Source organism: Paraburkholderia sabiae (genome assembly GCF_030412785.1).
Lineage (GTDB): Bacteria > Pseudomonadota > Gammaproteobacteria > Burkholderiales > Burkholderiaceae > Paraburkholderia > Paraburkholderia sabiae.
The window spans coordinates 258115-280341 of the sequence record NZ_CP125295.1; the positions used below are offsets into that span (position 1 = coordinate 258115).

Here is a 22227-nt window from a genome sequence, read left to right on the forward strand (position 1 = left end):
GTTCAGTGGTAGCGGGGCGCGCGTTCAGGCAGCGCGCTCCGCTGGTGCAGCAGTGCGATCGGCAGCGAACCTTTCCGGATAACGAACGGAAAAGCGCAGGCTGCGATCGTAGGGATAAAAGTCGGGCAACTCGCCCCGCAGAATGTGATCCTTGTGCTTTTGCCACAGCGCGGGATCGAAAAAATCTGCGTGATGCTTGAGAAACGATTCGCGCACGCGCGGATCGCCGAGCAAAAAGGTGTGGTACGTCTCCGGGAAAATATCGTGCGGACCGACCGAGTACCACGGCTCGCCCGACATCTCGTCTTCCTCGTTGCGCGGCGGCGGCACCGCGCGCACGTTGCAATCGGTGAGATATTCGATCTCGTCGTAGTCGTAGAACACGACGCGTCCGTGTCGCGTGACGCCGAAGTTCTTGTACAGCATGTCGCCGGGGAAGATGTTCGCCTGCATCAGTTCCTTGACCGCGTTGCCGTATTCGCGGATGCCGTGATCGATGTCGGCGTCCGTGCCGTTCTGCAGGAACAGATTGAGCGGCACCATGCGCCGCTCGATGTACACATGCCGGATGACGAGATTGTCGCCTTCGTATTCGAGCATCGAAGGCGCTTCCTTTTCCAGCTCGCGAATGAGCGCATCGTCGAGACGCGACAGCGGCAACGCGACGCTCGAATATTCGAGCGTATCGGCCATGCGTCCCAGACGGTCATGGCGCTTCACGAGTTGATACTTGCCGACCACCTGTTCGCGCGTCGTTTCTTTCGGCGGCGGGAAGGCGTCCTTGATCAGCTTGAACACGTACGGAAACGACGGCAGCGTGAACACGAGCATCACCATGCCCTTGATGCCGGGCGCGATGATGAAGCGGTCGCTCGAATGTTTCAGATGACGCAGCAGATCGCGATAGAACAGATTCTTGCCCTGCTTCTGCAAACCTACCGACGTATAGATTTCCGCCTTCGGCTTGCCTTGCAGAATGCCGCCGAGGAACTCGACATACGCGGACGGCACTTCCATATCGACGAGAAAGTACGAATGCGCGAAGCTGAAAATGATCAGCAGCTGATCGCGCTTGCAGAGCAGCGCATCGAGCGCGAGCAGGCCCGGTTTCACGTGATGAATCGGCAACGCGAACGGCACCATCATGTCGCCGTTGATGATCCGCCCGATGATGTACGCCGCCTTGTTGCGAAAGAACAGCGACGACAGCACATGAATCTGGAAATTGGGCGCTTCGTTGAAGGTGCCGAAGTTGTCGCGCAACGCCTGGATCACGCATTGCACGTCGCGCGTCAGATTCTCGAACGGCGGGTTCAGCTGAAAGTTCGTGACGATGCGCTCCAGCGTGACGGCGAGGCCGTCCTTGCCGGGGTAATACGCGCGATACGTCGGCTTCGCGGCGGGCTCGTCGTTTTCGATGTACTCGGTCGAAATCGCGGGCCGCACGAAGATGAAATCGTTGTTGAAGTACGAGCGATGCAGGATATGGCAGCACACCGAATTGAAGAACGTCTCCGCGCATTCGGGCTGCCGGTGCGTCGTCAACAGACCGATGTAGTGCAGCTTGATCTGCTGCCACACGCCGTCGTCGATGTTTTCCGCGTCGTACTCGTCTTCGAGTGTTTCGATGCACTCGCGCACGCGTTCGTCATACGACGTGATGCGATCGCGCGCGAGTTTTTGCAGGCCGTGCCAGTCGGCGGCTTCGAAGAGATCTTTGGCGCGGATCGCGGCTTCGCGAAAGATGCAGTAATGCCGGTCGAACCCCGCGAGCAGCGTCTCCGCGACGTCGAAGCCGATCTGTGACGACAGCAGTTTGGGAAAGTGATTCATGTCGACCGTGCATTCGCTCAGTGTTCGCTCAATGTCGTGAAGACTCCCGCGATTGTATCGCCCGGGTGAGCCTGGAAGACGCTCCCGAGCCTTTTGAGCGCGGCGCCTCCGGATAGACCTTGCTGCGTGTTGCAAGGCGTTCGGCACATCTTCATGCAATGCCGTCCGAACAGCCGTGTTTGTCGTGCTATCTCCCGATCAGAATTTTTCTTTCAGCGCGTCTTCGCGCGCGGCTTTTTCCACGCTGCCGTAACCATCGCCGCGCGTGCCGCTTTCGAGCAGCGCGCGCGCTTGCGCTTCGTATTGCGCGAGGTCTTCGAGCGTCGCGTTCAGATCTTCGCGCTGACGTTCGAGCACTTCGCGATGCCGCACGACCGTCGCGAGAAACGCCTGCAACTGCGGCGTGGTGTCCGTCGGCGAGTCGTACAGATCGAGCAGATCGCGGATCTCCGACAGCGTGAAACCCAGCCGCTTGCCGCGCAGCGTCAGCCTCAGCCGCGTGCGGTCGCGGCCCGAGTACACGCGGCGCAGTCCGCTCGAACCTTCGCGACTCGGTGAGAGTAAACCCTGGTCTTCGTAGAAGCGGATTGCACGCGGCGTGACGTCGAATTCGCGGGCCAGTTCGGTGATCGTGTATTGGATGTTCATCGCGGAATGCCCGTCGGCGTGCCCGCGTCTGCGTGTGCATCAGACAGCCGGGCACAAAAACGGATTGAACGTTAGAATCGACGTTTACGTTATCGTCAACCTGAACAAAGCGCAACCACGCTGCAATGTGCGATCGGTCATGCGACTGCTCTTGCAGCCGACGAAGGAACCCTCACGATGAACGCTCTCGAACATCAACTCGACTATCCATTCGCCGACGGCATGCCCGCCGCGGGCACGACACAGGAAGTCGCGCCCGGCGTCTACTGGCTGCGCATGCCGCTGCCGTTCGCCCTCGATCACATCAACCTGTGGCTGCTGCGCGATGAAATCGACGGGCAAAAGGGCTGGACGATCGTCGACTGCGGCATCGCGTCCGACGAGATCAAGGCGAACTGGGAAAAGCTGTTCGACACGGCGCTCGAAGGCCTGCCGGTGCTGCGCGTGATCGTCACGCATTGCCATCCGGATCACCTCGGTCTCGCGAACTGGCTGTGCGAAGGCGGCGACAGGAAGCGCTGGAACGTGCGCCTGTGGATTTCGCTCGGCGAGTACATGCTGGGCCGCGTGATGGCGGCTGGTGACGGCTCGAACGCGGGCGGCGAGGGCGCGGCGCGGCATTTCGCGCGGCATGGTCTGCGCGACGAGGCGTCGCTCGACAAGTTGCGCAATCGCAAGAGCTATTACGCGAATCTGGTGCCCGCCGTGCCGAGCCAGTACCGGCGCTTGCGCGAAGGCGATGCGCTGTCGATCGGCGGACGCACGTGGCGCATTGTGACGGGCTTCGGCCATTCGCCGGAGCACTGCGCGCTGCATTCCGACGCCGACGGCATGCTGATTTCCGGCGACATGGTGCTGCCGCGCATTTCGACGAACGTTTCGGTGTTCGACATCGAGCCGGAAGGCAATCCGCTCGCGTTGTATCTCGGTTCGCTGGGCCGCTACGAAACGATGGCCGCCGATACGCTCGTGCTGCCTTCACATGGCAAGCCGTTTCGCGGGCTGCATACGCGGATCGGACAACTGCGCGATCACCACGCGGCGCGGCTCGCCGAAGTGCGTGCGGCGTGCGCGGAAAAGCCGTGCAGCGCGGCGGATATCGTCCCGATCATGTTCAAGCGCGAACTCGACATTCACCAGATGACGTTCGCGATGGGCGAGGCGCTCGCGCATTTGCATTTGCTGTGGCTGCAAGGCGAGTTGAAGCGTGGGCAGGGCGAGGACGGGGTGATTCGGTTCAGCGCGTGATGCCTCAAGCGCGTCCGCACTGAAAACAAAAAGCCCGGCCGCATTCGCGGGCCGGGCTTTTTACATCGAGCGACGGCGCGTCGGGCAGATCACTGCACCGACACCGCCCCAAAATTCTGCCGCCCAAACGGACTCACGTGATACCCGCTCACGTTGGTCCGCGTAATCGCAGCCGCCGTCGGATAACCGAGCGGAATCCACAGCGCTTCATCGTGGATGATCTGCTGCGCGGCTTCATACGCCTTCGTGCGCTTGCCCTGATCCGCCGTTTCCTTGCCTTGCGCGATCAGCTTGTCGAGTTCCGGGTCGCAGTAACGCGCGAAGTTGATGCCCGACTTCACCGCATTGCAGCTGAAAAGCGGCGACAGATAATTGTCCGGGTCGCCATTGTCACCGGCCCAGCCCATGAACAGGGTGTCGTGCTGCCCCTGCTTGGCCTGCTTGATCAGCTCGCCCCATTCGATCACCTTCACCTCGGCCTTCACGCCAATCTTCGCGAAGTCCGCCTGCAGCATTTCCGCGCCCGCCTTCGGATTCGGATTCAGCACGCTGCCGTTCGGACGCACCCAGATCGTCGTTTCGAAGCCGTTCGGATAACCGGCTTCGGCGAGCAGCTTCTTCGCTTTTTCAGCGTCATACGGCCACGGCTTGACGGCCTTGTCGTAGCTCCACGTATTCGGCGGATACGGATTGTTCGCAGGCGTCGCCGTGTTGTCGAACACGGCCTTCAGATACGACGTGCGGTCGAACGCCATGTTCAGCGCGGCGCGCACCTTCTGGTTGTCGAGCGGTTTCTTCTGCGTGTTCAGCGCGACGAATGCCGTCATGAACGCGGGCGTCTGCACGACGGCGAGCGACTTGTCCTTCTTCGCGTCGGCGACATCCTGCGGCTTCGGCGACAGCGCGATCTGACATTCGCCCGCCTTCACCTTTTGCGCGCGTACGGCGGCGTCGGGCGTGATCGCGTAGATCAGCCGGTCGATCTTCGGCTTCGGGCCCCAGTACGTCGGGTTCACGTCATAGCGGATGATCGAATCTTTCGTGTAGCCCTTCAGCACGAACGGACCGGTGCCGATCGGCTTCGCGTTCAGGTCGGCCGTCTTGTTCGCCTTGAGCAACTGGTCCGCGTATTCGGACGAGTAGATCGACGCGAAACCCATCGTCAGGATCGACACGAAGGTCGCGTTCGGCTCGTTCAGTTCGAACTTCACCGTGTTGTCGTCGACCTTCGACACCGACTTGATCAGCTTCACGAGACCCATCGACTGCGCATGCGGAAAGCCGCTCGCGCCCGCGACCTTGTGCCACGGATTGCTCTCGTTGAGCATGCGGTCGAAGGTGAAGACGACGTCGTCGGCGTTCAGCGCGCGCGTGGGCTTGAAGTAGTCGGTGGTCTGGAATTGCACGTTCGGGCGCAGATGGAACGTGTAGGTGAGGCCGTCGCTGCTCACGTCCCATTTGTCGGCGAGCGCAGGCGCGACTTTCTTCGCGGCCTCGTCGTACGACACGAGCGAATTGAAAATCACATCCGCCGATGCATTGGTCGTGACGAGCGAGTTGTACTGGACGACGTCGAAGCCGTCAGGGCTCGACTCCGTGCAGACGGTGAGCGGCTTCGCGACGGACAGCGCGGGCGCGATGGCGAGGGCCGTCAGTGTCGCGGCGGCAAGCAACTTGAAACGCATAAGATCTCCCGGGATTTCGAATTGTTCGTGGCGGGGCGGCGTCGTGCGTGCTGCTGCAAACGACGCGCTCCGGGCGGGCTGTCACGCATTGACTCTGAAACGGTTCCGGCGCTGTCGGCTTCGTTGTTAACGCTTGCCGGCTCTGGCGCAAGCTTATCGAAGGCTCACGGCAGCGACAACAATTGAATCCGCATAACCATATGGCTGGCCGGTTACGCCTGGCGGCGGCTCGCGTAGTCCACAAGATACGCGATGCCGTCGATCGCCCGCGAGCCATACCACGACACCATTTCGCCATCGATCAGTTCGACCCGTTTGTTTTTCAGTCGCGCATCCTGTGAGAGCGCATCGCAATGCTGCTGCGTGAAGCGATACGGTTCGCTCGACAGCAACACGCGGTCGGCCTGAGCGAGCCACGCGGCGTCCAGATCGAACGAAGGATAACGCGCCGCGCCTTTTTCGCCGCCGTGCACGTCGGGCAAGGTGTGCCAGTTCACGAGGCGCAGCATTGCGGAGATGTAGGTGTCGCGCGCGACGGTCATCCACGGTTCGCGCCAGATCGCGTAAAGCACGTTTTGCGTCGGCCATTCGCGCGATGTGCATGCGTTGAGTTGCCTTTCAAGCGCGGCGCTCAACTCGCGCGCTTCTTGTCCGCGGTCGAAGAGCGCGCCGAGCAGTGCATACAACGCGAGGTTGTCGCGAGGCTCCAGCGGATGCGTAACGACGACATGCGGCACGAACGCACGCATCTGCTCGACAGTATCGCGCTCGTTTTCGTCGATATTGACGATCACGTGCGTCGGTTGCAGCGCGCGCACAGCGTCGATTTTCACCGCTTTCGTGCCGCCGACTTTCGGCACGTTGCGCACCTTGTCGCGCGGATGCACGCAAAAACCCGTGCGTCCGACGATCTGCGCATCCAGTTTCAGTGCAAAGAGAAGTTCGGTGAGGCTCGGCACCAGCGACACGATGCGCGCGCCGGGTTCCGCTGTCGCGTGCTCGATACCGGCTGCATCGACGACACGCGTGGCCATGCGCTACTGCGCGGTGCGCGGTTTGCGCGGCGCCTTTTCGAACACGGCGTCGTAGAGCCAGCGCGGCGCGACGTGCAGCAGCATCGCCGCGAAACGCATCTGCCACGGGAAGATCGCGAAACGCGTCTTGCGCGCGATCGCTTCGGCGACCTTCGCGGCGAAACGGTCGGCGTCCATCAGGAAGGGCATCGAGTACGGATTGTGCGCCGTCATCGGCGTGCGGATGTAGCCGGGCGCGATCGTCGTCACCGACACGCCGAGCGGACGCATCTCGACGCGCAGCGCTTCGAGATACTTGAGCGCCGCCGATTTCGACGCGCTGTACGCACCCGAACCCGGCAACCCGCGCACGCCCGCGACGCTTGCAATGCCGACGAGCGCGCCCTTGCGCGCGGCGATCATCGCTTGCGCGAACGGCTCGAAGGTCGCGACCATGCCGAAGTAGTTGATGTCCATCACGTCGCGGAACGTCTGCAGATCGCCGTGACCTGTGACGGCGCCGCGGCTGATGCCCGCATTCGCGATCACGATGTCGGGGCAGCCGTGTTCCGCGATGAACTGCTGTGCGGCCTGCGCGAGCGCGTCCGCATCCCGTACGTCGACGGAATAAACGGAGATGGTGTTCTGGGGATGGGACTGCTGGAAGCGGGCGAGGGCGTCGCCGCGACGGGCGACGAGCCCGAGGATCGCGCCGCGCCGCGCGTATTCGGCGGCGAGCGCTTCGCCTATGCCGCTGGACGCGCCGGTGATGAAGACCTTCAACGGTGAACTCATACCGGCGCTTTGTTGAATTACATCTTCTTGGCGCGAACCTGCGCGACCAGGTAGTCGAGCACCTGGATCGTGCCCGGCAGGCTGTTGGTCTGCGCCGGGCCCGTTTCGTACTTGCCTTGCACAGCGAGCGTCGGCACGCCGTCGATACGGAAGTCTTCGATCAGCTTCTTGTCACGCTGAACCGCGCTTTGCGTCGAGAACGAGTTGTACGCGTCCATGAACTTCTTCGGATCGACGCCGTTCTTCGAGAGGAATTTGGCCTGATCTTCCGGCGTCAGCAGATAGTTCTTGTTGACGTGAATTTCGTGGAAGATGGTCGGCGTGAGCTGGTTCGCGAGGCCGAGCGCGTCGACTGCGTGATAGAGCTTCGAGTGCGGAATGAAGTCGTCGCGGAACGCAACGGGCACGCGCTTGAAGACGACGTCCGGACCCTGCTTCTTGATCCACGCTTCCAGATACGGGTCGAACTCATTGCAATGCGGGCAGCCGTACCACATGAACTCGATGACTTCGATCTTGCCGGCGGGCGCTTCGACAGGCTGCGGCGTGGACAGCGTCGTGTAGTCCTTGCCGGCGACGGGCGCAGTGGGCGACGCATGCGCCGCGCTTGCGACGAGGCCGAGCGAAAGGAAAAGAATGCTGAGCAGTTTTTTCATGTCTTGTGAACCCAATCAGGGAAAGTAACGGTGGCCGGCTGCTGCACTATTGCACGCCGAGACCGCTACGGATTCGACGGCAGGCTTCTGCCGCACATGAGACTTGCGCCGCGCGCCGAGGTTCAGCAACGGCGCGCGACAACGCATTACCGAATATGAATCACTGCTTGCTGAAGCGGATCACGGCCGTATCGACACCGGCGTCCGACAGACGCTGACGCGTGGTGTTCATGTCCTCGAACTTCGAGAACGGCCCGATACGCACGCGATAGTACGTCACACCGCCCGCATCGCGCTGCGTGACCTTCGACTCGAAACCCTGGAATGCGAGACGCGCACGCTGCTGTTCGGCGTCGGCGGCTGTCTTGTAGGCACCGACCTGCAGCAGATAACCCGTGTTCGCGTCGGCAGCGGACGGCGCGCCGTTCGTGTTCGGCGTCGAGCCGGCCTTCGGCGGCTGCGTCGGGGCGTTGTTGGCTGTTGTCGGTGCGCTCGTCGGATTCGGTGCCTTCTTCGGCGGAATCATTGCCGTGGTCGTGCCGTTGTTCGCGTTCGCGCCGTTGTCCTGCGCGGGCTTCGGCGCGACGGCGACACCGTTGTTGTTCGACGGCGGCACTTCGACGATCTGCGGCTCTTCGAGCATGCCCGAGCTCTGCGTCTGGTTCGTGGTCTGTCCGGGCGCCGTGTTGGGCGGCGCGGGCTGTGCGGCTTGCGGCACCGGCTGGCCGGGGCTCTTGCCTTGCAGCGGACGGTTCGGATCGTATTGCGGCTGGCTTGCGCCGCTGTCGGATGCAGCGGGCGGTGCGACCTTCGCGACGAACGGTGTCGGTGCGCGCGTGATGTAGAGCGCCACCACCACCGCGATGGCCAGGCCGACGATCAGGCCCAGCACGATACCGAGAAAAGTGCCCCCGGTCTGTTTAGACTGCTTTGTAGTGCGGCGTGGTTTTGCCATCGTCTAATTCACCTGCAAATGGAAATCTGGAATGACCGTCGATTATAGCGACGGTCATCCGGCTCGCGTCCCGAATAAATCCAATTAAACCGCGGGGAGATTACATTTTGGCGGGTGCCGACACACCGATCACGGCGAGGCCATTCGCCAGGACCTGACGCGTCGCCGCGAGCAAAGCGATGCGCGCATTGCGCGGCGCTTCGTCGTCGACCAGAACGCGTTCGGCATTGTAGAACGAGTGAAATTCGCCTGCGAGATCGCGCAGATAGAACGCGACCGCGTGCGGCGCGAGTTCGTCGGCGGCGTGCGTCAGCATGTCCGGGAATTCCGCGAGCTTCTGCAGCAGGGCCATCGCGCGTTCGCTGTCGAGGGGCGACAGATCGACGATGGGCAGGCCCGTTTCATCGGCGCCGTAGCGCGACTTCCATTCGTTGATCACCGAGCAGATGCGCGCGTGCGCGTACTGCACGTAGTACACCGGGTTCTCGTCGTTCTGCTTGAGCGCGAGGTCGACGTCGAACACGAACTCCGTGTCGGCCTTGCGCGAGATCAGGAAGAAGCGCACCGCGTCGCGGCCGCGACGGATCGTCTCTTCGTCGAGCAGATCGGGCGCGGCTTCCTGGCCCGGCACGGCGCCACCCGACCATTCGATCAGATCGCGCACCGTCACGTAGCTGCCCGCGCGCTTCGAGATCTTCACTTCCTGGCCGTCGCGCATCACGGTGACCATCTTGTGCAGCACGTAGTCGGGATAGCCCTTCGGAATGCCGATGCCGAGACCCTGCAGACCGGCACGCACGCGCGCGATCGTGCCGTGGTGGTCCGAACCCTGAATGTTGATGACCTTCGTGAAGCCGCGTTCCCACTTGGTCTCGTGATACGCGACGTCGGGCACGAAGTACGTGTACGTGCCGTCGGACTTGCGCATCACGCGGTCCTTGTCGTCGCCGTCGTCGGTGGTGCGCAGCCACAGCGCGCCTTCCTGCTCGTACGTCTTGCCGGCGGCGATCAGCTCGTCCACGGTCTTCTCGACGCGGCCTTCCTTGTACAGCGACGATTCGAGGTAGTACTGGTCGAAGTTCACGCCGAAGGCTTGCAGGTCCATATCCTGCTCATGACGCAGATACGCGACGGCGAAGCGGCGGATCGCTTCGAGGTCTTCGACGTCGCCCGCGCCCTTGACGGGCTCGCCGTCGCTGGCCGACACGGTTTCGCCGTTCAGGTAGTCGCACGCGATGTCGGCGATGTACTCGCCGTTGTACGCGGCTTCGGGCCAGCCGGCGTCGCCGGGCTTGAGGCCGCGGGCGCGTGCCTGCGTCGAGATGGCGAGATTGCCGATCTGCACGCCAGCGTCGTTGTAGTAGAACTCGCGGTGCACGCCGTAGCCTTGCGACGCGAGCACGTTCGACATCGCATCGCCGAGCGCGGCCTGACGGCCGTGGCCGACGTGCAGCGGGCCCGTCGGGTTCGCCGACACGAACTCGACCAGCACGCGCTTGCCTGCGTCGCGCTGCGAGCGGCCGAACGTGTCGCGCTGTGCGAATACGGCGGCGATCACCGATTGCTTGGACGCAGCCGACAGACGCAGATTGATGAAGCCCGGACCGGCCACTTCGGCGCTTTCGACGAGGCCTTTGGCGAGCGGATGCGCGGGCAGCGCATCGACGATCTGCTGTGCGAGCTGGCGCGGATTGGCGCGCAGCGGCTTCGCAAGTTGCATCGCGACGTTGCACGCGACGTCGCCGTGCGCGGCGACCTTCGGTCGTTCGAGCGTGATGGCGGGCGCGATGAACGCGGCTTCGGATTCGCCTTGAGTGGCCTGGGCGACCTGCTTGACCACGTCGGTCAACAGGGTTTCGAGAGTGTGTTTGTGTGCAGGCAGCATGCTTGTTGCGAGTCCAGTGAGGCAGTCCGATGAAGCGGGCAGCGCCGCGAACGGCATGAAGCCGGGCCGTCGACGGCGTGGAAAGCATCAGGGCCGCCGATGCGCGGCGTCGGCAGATTGCGACTGCGGCGTCGCGGCGAGCCGTGGCAGCCGTATCGAACACGCGCGGCTGCGATGCAGCGCAGCGTGCCCGGACGTGCGGCAGCGAGCTTTTTCCGTCAATGTCGGATTTTAGCAGGTGCTAATATGTCCAATGAGATGTCCAACGAGCTGCCCAGCAAGGGCCGTGGCCGTCAGCCCGCCGTCAGACAGCGGGCGGGCGCGCAAACGGAACTCGTGCGGCTGGCCGCGCGGGAAACCAACATAACGAAAAGGGAACCGTCATCATGCTGATTACTTTCAAATGCCGCTCCGCGCCCGACGTAGTGATGCTTGAGAATCTTGCCCAGTATTTGCTGGGCATCATCGGCAAGCGGCTCGGCGAACGCGGCGTGATCAGTCACGACGAACTGGGCGTGGCCATCACGAAGCTCGAAGCGGCCATCGTCACGGACAAGCAGGAGCGTGCCGAGCATGAAGGCCACTTCCACGAAGGCGAGGAAGGCCACGAGCATCATGAGATCCCCGTCGGGCTCGCGCAACGGGCGTTCCCGTTCCTCGACATGCTGCGCGCGGCGCAGAAGGAAAACACAGATATCGTTTGGGGTATCTGAGGCGCAAACAAAAAGCCCGTCGTGATCCGACGGGCTTTTTTCATTGCGTCGCCGCTTGTTGGCGCGCTTATTTGTTCGCTTACTGGCTCGCACCTTGCGGAGCAGCCGCGGGAGCGGCCTCGCCATTCTTCGACTTCTTCTTTTTCGGCTTCTTCACGTGCTTGACGGTGGGCGGCGAGTACGAGCTCACCGAACTTGATCCACCGGGCGCCTGAGGCTGGGCCTCGGACAGCGGCGCAATGGCGGCGAGCGATAACGCGGTCAACATCAGCGTCAGCTTCTTCATACGATTTTCTCCGTTGACGGTTGCAAGTCGTTGGGCCGACGCGTTTTTTGTTCGCGTCTGGCGGGGCGGCAGGTCATGCCCGAGCAGTCTACAAAGCCGAAAATATTCGCTGTGCTCGCAGCCGAAAATACTTAGCCTCTGGCCAGCGATATAGTCCTGCCGCCGTCCTCCCCGTCCTACAGCAGCGGCGCGAGCGCGCGCTCGGCATCCTTTTTCGACAGCGACATGCGCTGCGCGTAGTCTTCCAGCTGATCCTGACCGATCTTGCCCACAGAGAAGTACGTGCTGTCGGGATGCGCGAGATAGAAGCCGGAGACGCTCGCCGCAGGCAGCATCGCGAGCGATTCCGTGACGCTCATGCCGATCTCTTCGGCTTGCAGCACGTCGAACATGTCGCGCTTGACGAGGTGATCCGGGCACGCCGGATAACCGGGCGCGGGACGCACGCCTGCGTACTTCTCGGCGATCAGCGCGTCGTTGTCGAGCGTTTCGCCCGACGCGTAGCCCCACAGGTCGCGGCGCACGCGTGCGTGCATCGCTTCGGCGAACGCTTCCGCGAAGCGGTCGGCGAGCGCCTTCAGCATGATCGCGCTGTAGTCGTCGTGATCCTTTTCGAACTGCTTTTCCTTCACGTCGACGCCGAGACCCGCCGTGACCGCGAACATGCCGATGTAGTCGGCCACGCCCGAATCCTTCGGCGCGATGAAGTCGGCGAGCGAGCGGTTCGGGCGCATCACGCCGTCTACGACGGGGCGCACGCTCTGCTGACGGATATTGCGCCACGTCAGCGCGACTTCGCTGCGCGATTCGTCCGTGTAGATTTCGATGTCGTCGTCATTGACGGTGTTCGCGGGCAGCAGCGCGATCACGCCGTTCGCCGTGAGCCAGCGGCCTTGAATCAGGCGCGCGAGCATCGACTTCGCGTCCGAGAATACGCGCCGCGCTGATTCGCCGACGATCTCGTCGTTGAAAATGGCAGGGTAAGGACCGGCGAGATCCCACGTCTGGAAGAACGGACCCCAGTCGATGTAGTTCGCGAGTTCGTTCAGATCGAAGTTCTTGAACACGCGGCGGCCGATGAACTTCGGCTTCACCGGCTGATACGCGCTCCAGTCGATCTTCGTCTTGTTCGCGCGCGCTTCGGCGAGCGTGACGAGCGGCAGCGCTTTCTTGTTCGCGTGCTGGTCGCGGATACGGTCGTAGTCGGACTTCAGTTCGTCGAGATACTTCGTCGCGCCTTCGTCGGAGAGCAGGTTCGACGCGACGGACACCGAGCGCGACGCGTCCGGCACGTAGACGACGGGGCCTTCGTAGTTCGGCGCGATCTTCACGGCCGTATGCACGCGCGACGTGGTCGCGCCGCCGATCAGCAACGGAATCTTCTTCACGCGGAAGTAGTCGTCGCGCTGCATTTCCGACGCGACGTAGGCCATTTCTTCGAGCGACGGCGTAATCAGACCCGACAGCCCGATGATGTCCGCGCCTTCGACCTTCGCCTTCGCGAGAATCTCGTTGCACGGGACCATCACGCCCATGTTGACCACTTCGAAGTTATTGCACTGAAGCACCACCGACACGATGTTCTTGCCGATGTCGTGCACGTCGCCCTTCACGGTCGCGATGACGATCTTGCCCTTCGCGCGCACGTCGCCGCCCGCTTCGGCGAGCAGACGCTTTTCTTCTTCGATGAACGGAATCAGATGCGCGACGGCCTGTTTCATCACGCGCGCCGACTTCACGACTTGCGGCAGGAACATCTTGCCCTGACCGAACAGGTCGCCGACGATGTTCATGCCGTCCATCAGCGGGCCTTCGATCACGCTGATCGGGCGGCCGCCGTTATTCATGATGTTCGCGCGCGCTTCTTCCGTATCTTCGACGATGAAGTTCGTGATGCCATGCACGAGCGCATGCGCGAGACGCTTCTCGACAGGCTGGTTGCGCCACTCGAGGTTCTCTTCCTTCTTCGCTGCGCCCGTCTTGAACTTGTCGGCGATTTCGAGCAGACGGTCGGTCGCGTCTTCGCGGCGGTTCAGCACGACGTCTTCGACGCGCTCGCGCAGTTCGGCGTCGAGATCGGCATACACGCCCAGCTGGCCCGCGTTGACGATGCCCATGTCCATGCCCGCGTGAATCGCGTGATACAGGAACACGGTGTGGATCGCTTCGCGCACGGGGTCGTTGCCGCGGAACGAGAACGACACGTTCGACACGCCGCCGCTGATCTTCGCGTGCGGCAGATTCTGCTTGATCCAGCGCGTCGCTTCGATGAAGTCGACCGCGTAGTTGTTGTGCTCTTCGATGCCCGTCGCGATCGCGAAGATGTTCGGATCGAAGATGATGTCTTCGGGCTCGAAGCCGGCTTCGTTGACGAGAATGTCGTACGAACGCCTGCAGATTTCCGTCTTGCGCGCGAACGTGTCCGCCTGTCCTTTCTCGTCGAAGGCCATGACGACGCTCGCCGCGCCGTAGCGGCGAATCAGCTTCGCGTGATGAACGAACTGTTCCTTGCCTTCCTTCAGCGAGATCGAGTTGACGATCGCCTTGCCCTGCACGCACTTGAGGCCCGCTTCGATCACATCCCACTTCGACGAGTCGATCATGATCGGCACGCGCGCGATGTCCGGCTCCGACGCGATCAGATTCATGAAGCGGACCATGGCCGCTTTCGAATCGAGCATCGCTTCGTCCATGTTGACGTCGATGACCTGCGCGCCGTTTTCGACCTGCTGGCGCGCGACGGCCAGCGCTTCGTCGAACTGGCCGTTCAGGATCATCCGTGCGAATGCCTTCGAGCCCGTCACGTTGGTGCGTTCGCCGACGTTGATGAAGAGCGTCCCCGAAGTGACGTTGAACGGCTCGAGGCCGGAAAGGCGCATCGTGTGATCGGTCATGGTTGGTGTGCGTGTTTCGTCAGTGCTTCGATGATCTCTTGCGCGGCGCGTTTCGCGTTGCTTCGTGCGTTTCGTGCGCCGCTTGCGTGGCTGTCAGGCGGCGTTGCGATACTGGCTCGGCCACTTGCGCGGCTTCACGTCGTTCAGCGCCTTCGCGATTGCCGCGATGTGTTCCGGCGTCGTGCCGCAGCAGCCGCCCGCGATGTTCACGAGGCCCGCCTGCGCGAATTCCTTCAGCAGGCCGGACGTATCGGCGGGCAGTTCGTCGAAGCCGGTATCGCTCATCGGATTCGGCAGGCCCGCGTTCGGATAGCACGACACGTAGGTGTCGCACAGCTTCGCCAGTTCCGCGATGTACGGGCGCATCAGCGCCGCGCCGAGCGCGCAGTTCAGGCCGAACGTGAGCGGCTTCGCGTGACGCAGCGAGTTCCAGAATGCTTCGACCGTTTGACCCGACAGAATGCGGCCCGATGCGTCCGTCACCGTGCCCGAAATCATGATGGGCAGACGTTCGCCCGTGTCTTCGAACAGCTCGTCGAGCGCGAAGAGCGCGGCCTTGGCGTTCAGCGTGTCGAAGATCGTCTCGACGAGGAACAGGTCCGCACCGCCGTCCATCAGCGCCTTCGCCTGTTCGTAGTACGCCGCGCGCAGTTCGTCGAACGTGACGTTGCGTGCGCCAGGATCGTTCACGTCGGGCGAAATGCTGGCCGTCTTCGGCGTCGGTCCGATCGCGCCCGCGACGAAGCGCGGCTTGTCGGGCGTCGAGTACTTGTCGCACGCAGCGCGCGCAAGTTTCGCCGATTCGAGGTTCATTTCGACTGCAAGCGCTTCCATGCCGTAGTCGGCCTGCGCGACGGTCGTTGCACCGAACGTGTTGGTTTCGATGATGTCCGCCCCCGCTGCGAGATATTGCTCGTGAATCTCGCTGATGATTCGCGGCTGCGTGATCGACAGCAGTTCGTTGTTGCCCTTGATGTCGCGCGCATAGTCCGCGAAGCGTTCGCCGCGATAGGCGGCTTCGTCGAGCTTGTAGCGCTGGATCATCGTGCCCATCGCGCCGTCCAGAATCAGGATGCGCGATTCGAGCAACGCGGGCAGGGCCGCGCCGCGCGTGTAGGCGGCGCGGGCGGGAACGGCTGACGGGGCGGGCTGGTTCATGGTCTGATCGGGCTCGTGCCGGCACGGCCGGCTTTTTTCAGGAAACTCAATATTGTAGCCGCACGGTCGCGGGCGCGCCCGGCGTGGTGGCTGTGGCGGGATCACGGCGGGCATCGTGGCGCTGCAAGGCGCGGGAGATGCTGTGAATGTAGCGCGGAAAGTATTTCTTTCGCTGCTTGCTCAACGAACTGAACCCGCGGAACCCGCGTTTCGCGCCATGCGCGCGCCGGCGGGCCGCCTGAAACGAAAAACCCCGCCCGGGATACCGGACGGGGTTGATGGGAAACGTGTCGCCAAAGGGTGGCGCGTAACGATCAGTGAAGAATGACCGGCTGGTTCATCAGGCTGTCGAATTGACCGAGAAATTCGTCCACTTCGTCGAGCGTCGGTTCGTCTTCGATCAGCTTTTGCACGTGCTCGCGAAAACTGGCTGCCATCTCACCGTCGATGTAAATCTCGCGCTGTGTATTCTTGTCGACGATCTCATACCCGCCGGACTTCATCGCGAGATGGCCGTCCTGCGGCGGAAACTCGACGACACAATAGTTGGGGCTGTTGTAGATCATTTGCATGGCGACACTCCTTATTTCCGATGGCTCCGGGCCAGTGTTGCACCGTAGATGGAGCCCTTGGTTTGGAATTCAAGGGGTGGGTCCGGCGTGACGCTACCCATTCTCCGGACCTATCTGTTAGACCCGTTTTTGCAAAAACGATTCAAGCAAAGCAGTGAAACGTTGCGACTGTTCGATCGGTGCGAGGTGAGCCGCGTCGAGCAACTCGAACTGCGCGTCCCGGATGGCATTCGCAATTTCCTGTGTAGCAGCAGGTGGCGTGCCTGCATCGTGGCGTCCAGCCACAGCAAGAGTGGGAAGGGCGATCTCTTTCAGTCTACTGCGCACATCGAAATCGCGCAGTGCAAAGCACGCCTGCGCATAACCTTCAGACGAAGTGTTCTCGAATACCTCGCGAATCTGCTCGACGACTTCGGGATGCGCATCGCGAAAGCCCGCCGTCAGCCACCGTTCGATCGTCGCCTGGGCCAACGCCGCGACGCCTTCGTCGCGTGCTTTCGCCGCGCGCTGTTCCCAGACGGCGCGTCCATCGGCCGGCGATGCAGCGTGCGTATCGGTGAGCGTCAAGGTTTCGATGCGAGCCGGGTCATCCAGTGCGAACTGCTGCGCGATCATGCCGCCCATCGACATTCCGACAATATGCGTCTTCTGGACGCCAAGTGCATCCAGCAGCGCGCGTAGATCCTGCGACAAATCTGCAACACTGAACTGCCTGTCCGATGCCGCCGTCTGACCGTGACCGCGCACGTCGTAGCGCAAGACCGTGAAGTCGTCGCGGAAGTAGCCTGCGAGCTGATCCCAGATCGACAGATCGCCGCCGAGCTGATGAATGAACGTGAGCCAGGGGCCACCGCCTTCATTGCTCAGGATGTAGCGCGTATCGATGCCATTCACATTGATTTGCATGCGGACTCCGTAAGTGATGTCGCAATGGGTGACGTCGCAATGAAAGAACGAACGGACCGGCGGTTCATGCGATGCAATTCATGGGATTTGCATGAACCGCCGACGCGATATGAGCGCGTTGAGAGAACGCTTCGAGTGCGCCTCGTCGTGCGATCGACACAGTCGCCAGAAGTTTCTGGCGCAGAGTGTCGTCCCGGATAACACAGTGTCCTCCATTGCGAAGGACCTGTTTGTGTCAGGGCTTTTCGGGCCCCGCACCAGGATCGGTCACGGACGGTTGCGGTGTAGCCGACGTCGTGTCGTCGGACGATGTGTCGTTGCCATCGGCATCCGGCGACGCGATCCTCCCGCGCCATACAAGCTCTATCTGCGTTCCGTTCGGCTCGGTTTGCACGAGACGCACGGGCAGCCAGCCGAGCGACGGCGCGAGCCATACGTCGATGCGCCGCCGATCGCCTTCGCGGCGCGGCAGCCGCATGAAATGGCGGGCGTCGATGGTGCCGTGATCGGTGCGCACGGACTCGTCGCCTATCGTCTCGATCGGCCAGATTTCGCCGCTGTCGTTGTCGGTGACATAGAACTGCCGCGTGACGCCAGGTTGATACGCGTCGGGATCGCCGCGCACGAGACTCGCGAGCTGCATCACCATGCTGAAACGGTCTTGCGCGCCGTCCTGCAGCGGCAGCGTGTTCGGCGTGCGCGTGAAGCCGATCTGCTTCGAGTCGCGATGAAACGTGGTGATGTCTTCGCCGCGCCGTCCGCGTTTTTCGATGTACTGATCAGGCGCGAGACCGAAGGCATCGACATGTCCGTGGCTCGCATAGCTGAACGTTCCGACGAACGGCAAGGGTACCGAAACGACCATGTCGTACGAACGGCCATCGCTCGACCAGTGGATCGTTCCCGGCTGATTGCGCACGCCGTTGTAGAACGTGTCGTATTGCAGATTGCCCGACGGCGGCACGGAGAATTTCACGCCGGGCGCCGTGCTTTGCGCGCTGCCCTGGCCCGCCGCGTTGGCATTGGCGTTCGAACCGCTCGCGCTGCTTGCACCCGTCGCAGCCGAGGCTTCTACAGGCGCGCTCGCAGGTTCGGTCGCGGGCGCTGTTTCATGCGGCTTTGGACCCGGGCGCGTCGCGGTCAGCACATGTTCACGCGGCGCACGCGCTGCATGAGCCGGCGCAGCGGGCGCTGCCTTCGCGGGCGGCGGCGAACCGGCCGCCTGAGTTTCGATGCGCTCCGGTTTGAGCAACGCGACCTGCACGGGCACATGTTCGGGCGACACGGGCTTGAACGTATCGTGATGTCGTTCGAACCATTGCGCGGCGATCAAATGCGCGCCGAGAACAGCCGCCAGCACGCCTGTCCAGCGCAGGCGCGACGCGCGGCGCCGCGCACGGGCGAGGTGGGCAGGCGTGATCGAACGGACAGCGGATGGAGACGACATCAGAAGCGGTATCTATGAAGGCAGGACGCGAACACGTTTCGACACGATGCCGACGTTACGTGTTCCTCGCGCGCATCGTCATCGAGCCGTCGGACTATAGCCGAGTTCATACGACAGCTTCTGCGCACACTCGCGCAGCGCGGTATCGACTTCGCCGCCCCACGCGATATCGAACGCGCCTTCGTGACCCAGCGCGATCAGCCCGAGCGCGAGATCGCCATTCGAATCGAACACGGGTGTGCAGAACGCGTGGATGGTCGGCAGCAGCATGCCTTCGACGCGCGCCGAACCCTGCGCGCGCACTTCGTCGAGCACGCGTTCGACATCCTCCAGCGTACGCGGACTGTTGGCTGCGGCCCAACGCTGCGTTTCGGCGAGTTCTCGCTCGATCATCGCCGCCGTCTTGCCGCGCGGCAGATAGGCGGCGAACAGCAGACCCGTCGCGGAACTGAGCATCGGCATCACGTCGCCGAGTTTCAGCGAAGCCTTCGCGGGATAGCTCGATTCCATCCAGTGAACGACGGTCGGCCCCTGGTTGCCCCACACGGCGATGCCCACGGTCATGTCGAGCCGCTCGCGCAGTTCGGCTAGCGCGATGCGCGCGAGCTTCACGCCGTCGACGCGTGCGAGCCGCGCCAACCCAAGTTGCAACGCGAAGCCGCCGAGTTCGTAGCGCCCCGTCAGCGGATCCTGCGCGACGACGCCGAGGCGCTGAAAACTCACCAGATAACGATGCGCCTTCGCGGGACTCATCCCCGCGCGCTGCGCGAGATCGCGCAGCATCATCGCGCGCGGCTCGTGCGTGAGCACGTCGAGCAGACGGAAACCCACCTCGATCGACTGGATGCCCGAACGCAGTTTTTCCTCGCCGCTTTCATTCGAGTCGGCGGCATCGTCGTCGACGGTATCGAGCGGTTCGGCGGCTTCGGCATCCTTGCGGATCGAACTTGAGCGGGCGGTTGGAGGCATAGGAAACGGTTGAACGATGAGCGAAGAAGGGCGTCGAGCGGGCAGCAAAGAAGCGTCCGCTTTGGCCGCGCCGATTCACCATCGTAGAATAGATTCCTCTTATCGTCATCCACACGCTTTTTCCGCCATGAAACTTGCCTCGCTGAAGGACGGCACGCGCGACGGTCAACTGATCGTCGTTTCCCGCGACCTGCATACGGCCGCCGTCGCCGACGCCATCGCCCCGACGATGCAGCGCGTTCTCGACGACTGGACTTTCTACGCGCCGCAGCTGCGCGACCTGTACGACGAGCTGAATCAGGGCCGCGCGCGCAACACCTTTTCGTTCGATGCGAAGGAATGCATGGCGCCGCTGCCGCGCGCATTCCAGTGGGCCGACGGCTCCGCCTATGTGAACCACGTCGAACTGGTGCGCCGCGCGCGCGGCGCCGAGATGCCGCCGGAGTTCTGGACCGATCCGCTGATGTACCAGGGCGGCAGCGACGACTTCATCGGACCGAAAGACGACATCGTGTGCGCGTCGGAATCGTTCGGTATCGACTTCGAAGCGGAAGTCGCCGTGATCACGGGCGATGTTCCGATGGGCACCAAACCGGACCAGGCGCTGAAGAGCATCCGCCTCGTCACGCTCGTCAACGACGTGTCGCTGCGCAATCTGATTCCCGCCGAACTCGCGAAGGGCTTCGGCTTTTTCCAGAGCAAGCCGGCGACGTCGTTCGCGCCCGTTGCCGTGACGCTCGACGAACTCGGCGACACGTGGCGCGAAGGCCGCGTGCATCGTCCGATGATCGTGCACTGGAACGGCAAGAAAGTCGGTCAGCCGGACGCGGGCACCGACATGGTGTTCCACTTCGGACAGCTGATCGCGCATGCCGCGAAGACGCGCAATCTACGCGCGGGCGCGATCGTCGGTTCGGGCACCGTGTCGAACAAGGACGCGAAGCGCGGCTATTGCTGTATCGCCGAAAAGCGCTGCCTCGAAACGATCGAGAACGGCAGCGCGCAAACGGAGTTCATGAAGTTCGGCGATACCGTGAAGATCGAGATGTTCGACGAGGCGGGCAAGACGATTTTCGGTTCGATCGATCAGGCCGTTGCACCGCTCGAAGGCGAGCTTTGATGAAATAAAGGGAAGCGCGCGGCATCGGTGAAATGAACCGAAAGGGTTTCGCCCGATGCCGATAGCGCGGCGCGCGCCGCTACACTGACGCTCGCGCGAGGCCATCGCGCCTCGCATGCGGGTTCGCGAACATGGCGAACCGGCACATGCAACACGCAGCATCGCAGAAATGACAAAAAGCCAACTGGAGACAAAGGCATGCCGCGATACGGGACGTTTGCATTTTCAACTTTGCGCAATTGCGCTTCGAAGCGGCGCACATTGCTCGCCGCCACGCTTTCCGTTTTGCCTGGAGTCGCGCTCGCGCAGGTCAAGATCGGGCTCGTGCTGTCGCTGACGGGACCGGCCGCGTCGCTCGGCATTCCCGCGCGCGATACGGCATCGCTCTTTCCGAAAGAGATCGCCGGGCAGAAAGTCGAATACATCGTGCTCGACGATGCATCCGATACGACGCAAGCCGTGCAGGACACGAAAAAACTGATCTCTGAAAATCACGTCGATGCCATCATCGGCTCGTCGATCACGCCGAACTCGCTCGCGATGATCGACGTCGTCGCCGAGGGTGAAACGCCCGCGATTTCGCTGGCGTCGTCGGCGAAAATCATCGAGCCAGTCGATGCAAAACGTCACTGGATGTTCAAGACGCCGCAGACGGACGCGATGATGGCCTCCGCGATCACCGAGCATGCGAGCCAGCATGGCGTGAAGACGATCGCGTACATCGGACAGGCAGACGCGCTCGGCGAAACCTTCTATGCGGAAGTCGCGAAGTTCGCGCAGATTCACCACATCAACGTGGTGGCCAACGAGCGTTTCAATCGCACCGATCCGAGCGTCACCGGACAGATTCTGAAGATCATGGCGGCGAATCCCGATGCCGTCGTCGTGGGCGCGGCGGGCACGCCGGCCGCACTGCCGCCGAAGACGCTGATCAGCCGCGGCTACAAGGGCAAGATCTATCACAACCACGGCGTGGGCAATAACGACTTCCTGCGCGTATGCGGCGCGGATTGCAACGGCACGTATCTGCCCGCGAGCCCCGTGCTCGTCGCATCGCAATTGCCAGCGGACTATGCTTCGAAGCGTCTCGCGCTCGATTACATCGCGCGCTTCGAGAAGCTGCGCGGTCCGGGCAGCGTGTCGGCGTTCGGCTCGTATGCGTGGGATGCCAGCATGTTGCTGAACAACGCGGTTCCCATTGCGCTGAAAGCGGCTGCGCCCGGCACCGTCGAGTTTCGCCGCGCGCTGCGCGATGCGCTCGAAGCAACGAAGGGTCTCGCCGACACGAACGGCGTCGTCAACATGAGCACAACCGATCACCTCGGCCTCGATCAGCGCGCGCGCGTGATGGTCGAGATCAGCAACGGCAAGTGGGTGTATCAGCCGCGCTGATTGCGGCGTGTTTCGGGCGGCGCAGCGTCGGCTGCGTCGCACGCCTGATGTG

The 22227-nt window shown here is 62.6% G+C and carries 19 protein-coding genes; 4 read left to right on the forward strand and 15 right to left on the reverse strand.

The genetic code is table 11. The features are described 5' to 3' along the window. Nucleotides 1–24: 24 nt before the first annotated feature. Entirely contained in the window at nucleotides 25–1833 is a 1809-nt protein-coding gene (aceK, locus tag QEN71_RS01135; RefSeq protein ID WP_201651405.1) for a bifunctional isocitrate dehydrogenase kinase/phosphatase, read from the reverse strand. A gap of 198 nt (nucleotides 1834–2031) precedes the next feature. After that, nucleotides 2032–2481 carry a MerR family transcriptional regulator gene (locus tag QEN71_RS01140; RefSeq protein WP_201651404.1) on the reverse strand — a complete coding sequence of 150 codons (450 nt, stop codon included), beginning with the start codon at nucleotides 2479–2481 and terminating at the stop codon, nucleotides 2032–2034. 177 nt (nucleotides 2482–2658) lie between these two features. Here QEN71_RS01140 and QEN71_RS01145 point away from each other — a divergent pair, with 177 nt between their 5' ends. Further along, the gene (locus QEN71_RS01145; RefSeq protein WP_201651403.1) at nucleotides 2659–3729 is read left to right on the forward strand and encodes an MBL fold metallo-hydrolase; all 1071 of its coding nucleotides are present in this window, start codon (nucleotides 2659–2661) and stop codon (nucleotides 3727–3729) included. Between the two features lie 89 nt (nucleotides 3730–3818). Here QEN71_RS01145 and QEN71_RS01150 read toward each other — a convergent pair whose 3' ends face one another. The 6 genes from QEN71_RS01150 to argS form a co-directional block, all read right to left on the reverse strand. Further along, complete coding sequence (locus QEN71_RS01150) at nucleotides 3819–5414, reverse strand: ABC transporter substrate-binding protein (RefSeq protein WP_201651402.1); 1596 nt, start codon at nucleotides 5412–5414, stop codon at nucleotides 3819–3821. A gap of 212 nt (nucleotides 5415–5626) precedes the next feature. After that, a complete protein-coding gene (locus tag QEN71_RS01155) occupies nucleotides 5627–6448 on the reverse strand; it encodes a helical backbone metal receptor (protein WP_201651401.1) in 822 nt (273 codons plus the stop codon). Nucleotides 6449–6451: 3 nt separating this feature from the next. Next, on the reverse strand, nucleotides 6452–7222 hold the full coding sequence (locus tag QEN71_RS01160; protein WP_201651400.1) for an SDR family oxidoreductase: 771 nt from the start codon (nucleotides 7220–7222) through the stop codon (nucleotides 6452–6454). A gap of 17 nt (nucleotides 7223–7239) precedes the next feature. Continuing rightward, entirely contained in the window at nucleotides 7240–7878 is a 639-nt protein-coding gene (locus QEN71_RS01165; protein ID WP_201651399.1) for a thiol:disulfide interchange protein DsbA/DsbL, read from the reverse strand. A gap of 160 nt (nucleotides 7879–8038) precedes the next feature. After that, complete coding sequence (locus tag QEN71_RS01170) at nucleotides 8039–8833, reverse strand: SPOR domain-containing protein (RefSeq protein WP_201651398.1); 795 nt, start codon at nucleotides 8831–8833, stop codon at nucleotides 8039–8041. Nucleotides 8834–8933: 100 nt separating this feature from the next. Beyond that, entirely contained in the window at nucleotides 8934–10718 is a 1785-nt protein-coding gene (gene argS, locus QEN71_RS01175; protein ID WP_201651397.1) for an arginine--tRNA ligase, read from the reverse strand. A gap of 386 nt (nucleotides 10719–11104) precedes the next feature. On the opposite strand from argS, the gene QEN71_RS01180 reads away from it, so the two are divergent. Then, nucleotides 11105–11431, forward strand: a complete 327-nt coding sequence (locus QEN71_RS01180; protein ID WP_201651396.1) for a DUF1840 domain-containing protein — start codon at nucleotides 11105–11107, stop codon at nucleotides 11429–11431. A gap of 79 nt (nucleotides 11432–11510) precedes the next feature. Here QEN71_RS01180 and QEN71_RS01185 read toward each other — a convergent pair whose 3' ends face one another. The 7 genes from QEN71_RS01185 to QEN71_RS01215 form a co-directional block, all read right to left on the reverse strand. Then, complete coding sequence (locus QEN71_RS01185; RefSeq protein WP_201651395.1) at nucleotides 11511–11717, reverse strand: acid-shock protein; 207 nt, start codon at nucleotides 11715–11717, stop codon at nucleotides 11511–11513. A 176-nt stretch (nucleotides 11718–11893) separates the two neighbouring features. After that, nucleotides 11894–14611: a methionine synthase gene (gene metH, locus QEN71_RS01190; RefSeq protein ID WP_201651394.1), complete on the reverse strand. Its 2718-nt coding sequence runs from the start codon at nucleotides 14609–14611 to the stop codon at nucleotides 11894–11896. Between the two features lie 93 nt (nucleotides 14612–14704). Beyond that, nucleotides 14705–15769, reverse strand: coding sequence for a homocysteine S-methyltransferase family protein (locus tag QEN71_RS01195; protein WP_201651393.1), 1065 nt, complete (start codon nucleotides 15767–15769; stop codon nucleotides 14705–14707). Nucleotides 15770–16083: 314 nt separating this feature from the next. Next, nucleotides 16084–16341: a BTH_I0359 family protein gene (locus QEN71_RS01200; protein WP_012399614.1), complete on the reverse strand. Its 258-nt coding sequence runs from the start codon at nucleotides 16339–16341 to the stop codon at nucleotides 16084–16086. 117 nt (nucleotides 16342–16458) lie between these two features. Beyond that, a complete protein-coding gene (gene pcaD, locus QEN71_RS01205; RefSeq protein ID WP_201651392.1) occupies nucleotides 16459–17247 on the reverse strand; it encodes a 3-oxoadipate enol-lactonase in 789 nt (262 codons plus the stop codon). Between the two features lie 235 nt (nucleotides 17248–17482). Then, the gene (locus QEN71_RS01210) at nucleotides 17483–18694 is read right to left on the reverse strand and encodes a DUF3108 domain-containing protein (protein ID WP_201651391.1); all 1212 of its coding nucleotides are present in this window, start codon (nucleotides 18692–18694) and stop codon (nucleotides 17483–17485) included. Nucleotides 18695–18772: 78 nt separating this feature from the next. Beyond that, nucleotides 18773–19663, reverse strand: a complete 891-nt coding sequence (locus QEN71_RS01215; protein WP_201651390.1) for an IclR family transcriptional regulator — start codon at nucleotides 19661–19663, stop codon at nucleotides 18773–18775. A 127-nt stretch (nucleotides 19664–19790) separates the two neighbouring features. On the opposite strand from QEN71_RS01215, the gene QEN71_RS01220 reads away from it, so the two are divergent. Together QEN71_RS01220 and QEN71_RS01225 are read left to right on the forward strand one after the other, a co-directional pair. Beyond that, nucleotides 19791–20783, forward strand: coding sequence for a fumarylacetoacetate hydrolase family protein (locus QEN71_RS01220; RefSeq protein WP_201651389.1), 993 nt, complete (start codon nucleotides 19791–19793; stop codon nucleotides 20781–20783). A gap of 198 nt (nucleotides 20784–20981) precedes the next feature. Next, nucleotides 20982–22175: an ABC transporter substrate-binding protein gene (locus tag QEN71_RS01225; RefSeq protein WP_201651388.1), complete on the forward strand. Its 1194-nt coding sequence runs from the start codon at nucleotides 20982–20984 to the stop codon at nucleotides 22173–22175. Nucleotides 22176–22227 lie beyond the last annotated feature (52 nt).